The following is a 4,114-nucleotide window of genomic DNA, read 5'->3' as shown; positions in this document are numbered from 1 at the left end:
CCCGGTTGAGCACGATCGAGCCCGAGCCGATCAGGCACCGGTCGGCGACCGTGCAGCCCTCCAGGTGCGCCAGGTGCCCGACGACGCAGTCGGCGCCGATCTCCGTGGGGTGGTCCGCCACGCTGTGCAGGACCGTTCCGTCCTGGACGGAGGTCCGGGCGCCGACCCGGATCACGCCGTAGTCGCCGCGCAGCACCGCGCCCGGCCACACGCTCGACTCCGGTCCCAGCTCCACCGAGCCGATCACGACGGCGTCCGGGTGCACGTACGCCGACGGGTCGATCCGCGGCGTCCGGTCACCGAGCGCGTACAGAGGCATCGCCGTCCGCCTTTCCGTGCAGCCGGCCGAGGAACGTCCGGGCCGGGTCGTACCGGCGCAACGCGGACAGCTCCGCGGACGTCGGATCCGGCTCGCGGGCGACGCCGCGGGCGATGTCGAGGTCCCAGCCGCAGCCGGCGCGCAACCGCTCGACCGCCTCGGCGTCCGACTCGCCGGAGCGCGCGACGAACGCCGTCGCCACGAACCGTCCGTCCACCCGCTCCAGCACCCCGGCGGTGGAGACGACGGTACGGACACCGTGACCGGGCGACGTCACGTACGGCACCCGCCGGACCAGGCGGTGGCTGCCGTGCGCCACTGTCACCAGCACCTCCTCGGCCGAGGTCGCGATGTCGTTGGCGCCGCCGGAGCCCACGATGTAGCTGCCGTCCTCGGCGTACGTCGAATTGGTGTTGCCGTCGGCGTCGACCTGCCCGGCGCCGATCACGCCCAGCGACCGGGTGGCCGGCCCGCCGACGAACGCGCCGAGCACGGTGGCGACGTCGGTGAGCAGTGCGCACGTGGGCAGGTTGCGGTGCGCGAAGATGAACGGCTCGCCGGGGCGGGGACGGTAGCCGAACATGCCGATCTCGGCCATCAGCTCCACGTCGGCGCCGACGGCCTGCAGGCCGGTGACCGCCAGCCACGAGGCCAGGTTGGCCTGGCCGACGCCGGCCAGGACCGCGTCGAAGTCCTGCTTGCGGACCCGCCCGGCGATCCGGCGGGCGGCCGTGACGACCATCGCCTCCGCGTCGGTCCACCGGTCCGGCGGATCGGCCGCGGCGGTCAGCGTCGAGCGCCAGCCGTCCTCCTCGGCCTGGGCCCGCAGAGCGGCTATCCGGTTCGGCCCGAGTTTGGCCAGGTAGGCGTCGTGGTCGGCGGTGCCGAGCAGCCACTCGTCGATCCACCGGCGGAACTCGGCCGGGTCGTTGGACGCCCGCACCACCTCGGCCATGAACTCCTCGTCCGGCACGTAGCCGGCGACCCCGTCGAGGCCGGGGTTGAACAGCCCGTACGGGTGCGAGCCCAGGGGCACCTCGCAGACCGCGAGGACTGCGTGCGCCGGTACGCGCACGAGGGCCGCGTGCTCGCGGATCGTCTCGGTGTCGACGATGCGCTCGACGGAGGCGATCGCGCCGCGCCGCGCCGCGAGCGCGCCCCACGCCCCCTCGCCGTACGGCGCGGAGAGCACCACGTTGCCGGCCCGGTCGGCGGCCACGCCGTGCAGCAGCACCACGTCGGGCCGGAGAGCGGCGACGACACCGGACGGCGGCCCGCCGAACGGGTCGGCCACCTCGGCGAATCCGCGGCCGTGCAGCGCGGCGCCGAGGTCGCTGCCGGCGAGCGACCGGACGGGCAGGTGCGGCACGCCCAGCGCGGCGGCCATGAGGCGGGCCGTCAGCGACCACAGCGACCAGCTCTCCACCTCGATCCGGCCCTCGCGCACCGCCCGCTGGAACGCCCGGTTCGGGCGGGGAGCGGGGAGGTTCTCGCCGGCGAACGAGGCCACCAGACGGTCGAGCACGCCGAGTTCGACGAGCGCGTGCTGGCTGCTGACCAGACCGGCGGTGACCAGCGTCAACCCGGCGGGCCGGCCGGCGAACCGGCGGACCAGCTGGTGCAGCGCCGCGTTGGGGCGGGCGTCGGCGTACGCGACGTGCACGACGTCGCCCGGGCGCACGTGCGTCTCGACCGCGGCCGCGAGCGTGCTGACCTTGTCCGGCGACCGTCCGTTCGGACCCGCGCCGGTCGCCGCCGTCACGCCGCCGCCCGCGCGGGACCGGCGTCGGTGACCACGGCGACGCAGGCCAGCGATCCCGGACCGCCGAGCGCGTGGGCCAGACCCGTGCGGGCGCCGGGCACCTGCCGAACGCCCGCGCGGCCCCACACCTGGTCGCACACGTCGACGACCATCCGTACGCCGGTCGCGCCGATCGGGTGCCCGCAGGCCTTGAGGCCGCCGCTGGTGTTGACCGGCAGCGCGCCGCCCGGCCCGGTGGCGCCGCTCAGCACCAGGTCACGCCCCTCCCCCTTGCCGCACAGTCCGAGGTCCTCGTAGTTGACCACTTCGGTGATCGTGAAGCAGTCGTGCAGTTCGACGACGTCGATCTCGTCGAACGGCCGGGTGACGCCCGCCTGCTCGTACGCGCTCGCGGCAGCCGACCGGGTGGACTCGAACCCCAGCAGGTCCGAGCGGGAGCTCGTGTTGGCGGTGAAGTACCCGAGGTCGTTGGACATCGCGATGCCGCTGATCGCGGCCGCCCGTCGACCGCGGGAGTCGGATTCGCGCACCAGGACCAGCGCCGCCGCGCCGTCGGTGGTCGGGCAGGCGTCGAGCAGGCCGATCGGGCCCGACAGCGGCGGCGCCGCCTCCACCTGTTCCGCCGAGACGGCCCGGCGGAAGTGGGCCCGGGGGTTGAGCTCACCGTATGCGTGGTTCTTCATCGCGACCGCCGTCATCGCCGGTCGCGGGTCCCCGTAGACGGCCCGGTACCGCTCGGCGACCAGCCCGAAGATGCCCGGCGCCGTCCGGCCCTTGCTGAGCACCGGATGACCGCGGTTGACGTGCTGCATGACGAGGCTGCCGCGGGGGCCCACGTCGCGCATCTTCTCGGCGCCGACGACCAGCGCGACGTCGCACGTGTGTGCGCGCAGGGCGGCCACGGCCTGCCGGATGGCGTCCAGTCCGGACGCGCAGTACGCGGCGACCCGGGTGACCGGCCGTCCGTGCATGCCGATCGGCTCGGCCAGCGACGTGCCGGCGTTGCCCTCGTCGGAGTAGGTGTAGGCGAACGCGGTGCCGAGCCAGGCCGCGTCGACGTCGGCGAGCGTGATGCCGGCGTCGGCGGTGACCGCACGCACCACGTCCCGGACGAGGTCCGCGTAGCCGCGGTCGAAGAACTCGCCGAACTTCGTGCTCGCCGCGCCGATGGCGACGACGTCTTCACCCATCGAGATCGACCTTCCAGAAGTAGTGCGGCAGGCCGGATGCGGTGTGCAGCCGGCGGAGCACGAGCCGGACCCGGTCGCCGACGGCGAGCCGGCGTGGCACGTCGCGAACCGCCTGCCCGAAGAAACGGCCGCCGCCGTCGAGGTCCACCACGACCATCTGCACCGGGTCGGACGAGTCGAAGAGGTGGTCGACCGAGTGGGTCGCCACGACGCCCGTGCGCCGCAACGGCTGGTCGGCGACCTCGAACGACCCGCACAGCTCGCAGACGCCGGCTCGCGGGAACCCGATGCCGCCGCAGTCGGAGCACCGATAGCCGGTGGGTCCGAGCAGGGCCGGCATCTCCCGCCAGAGCTCGGCCGGCGACGTCCACGGCCCGGGTGCTTCGGTGGCGCGACCGTGCCAGGCGGCGAGGCCGTACGCCTTCGTGCCGCGCGCCGCGCTCGCGGCCGGCTCCGCGGGTTCCTCCGCGGCGTCGGTGCCCGCGGTGAGGACCGCGCCGCCGCCGCCCCAGCCGAGGTCGAGGACGGCCACCGCGCCGTCTGGTCCGGCGGCGCGCAGCCGGTCGAGCGCGGTGAGCAGCGCGTACGCGGCCGAGGCGCCGGGGCCTCCCGTGCCGCCGCCGGCCTGCCACACCGAGGGCACCTCCCACCGCTTGGCCCAGCGCGCGCCGCGCAGCCGGGTGCCGCACGTGACGACGACACCGGCGAGGTCGGCGGTGGTCCGTCCGGCGGCCTTGAGCAAGTCGGCGAGCAGCGCGTCGCCCTCGACCGCGACGAGCGCCTCCTCGACGAACCGCGCGTCCTGCTGGTCCGGTGCCGGACCGGTACGCCACCTGTCGAATG

At 75.1% G+C, this 4,114-nt stretch carries 4 protein-coding genes; all 4 read right to left on the bottom strand.

From position 1 onward, the window contains the following. Positions 1-319: gamma carbonic anhydrase family protein (locus tag KBX39_RS25060; protein WP_210872818.1), on the bottom strand; the 319-nt coding region annotated here is incomplete at its 3' end. Next, entirely contained in the window at positions 297-2,081 is a 1,785-nt protein-coding gene (locus KBX39_RS25055) for a CoA-transferase (RefSeq protein WP_113974377.1), read from the bottom strand. The genes KBX39_RS25060 and KBX39_RS25055, both read right to left, overlap by 23 nt. Further along, a complete protein-coding gene (locus KBX39_RS25050) occupies positions 2,078-3,271 on the bottom strand; it encodes a thiolase family protein (RefSeq protein ID WP_043324802.1) in 1,194 nt (397 codons plus the stop codon). The genes KBX39_RS25055 and KBX39_RS25050 overlap by 4 nt, the downstream gene beginning before the upstream one ends. Further along, positions 3,264-4,114, bottom strand: an 851-nt coding sequence (locus KBX39_RS25045) for a Zn-ribbon domain-containing OB-fold protein (protein ID WP_210872816.1), incomplete at its 5' end; no start/stop codon positions are given. The genes KBX39_RS25045 and KBX39_RS25050, both read right to left, overlap by 8 nt.

This window comes from Micromonospora sp. D75 (assembly GCF_018070405.1).
Taxonomy (GTDB): Bacteria; Actinomycetota; Actinomycetes; order Mycobacteriales; family Micromonosporaceae; genus Micromonospora; species Micromonospora chalcea.
This window is presented reverse-complemented; position numbering and strand designations above follow the sequence as displayed.

Coding starts and splice junctions, on each gene's coding strand:
- KBX39_RS25050 (WP_043324802.1), bottom strand. CDS start 3,271: ATGGGTGAAGACGTCGTCGCCATCGGCGCGGCGAGCACGAAGTTCGGC.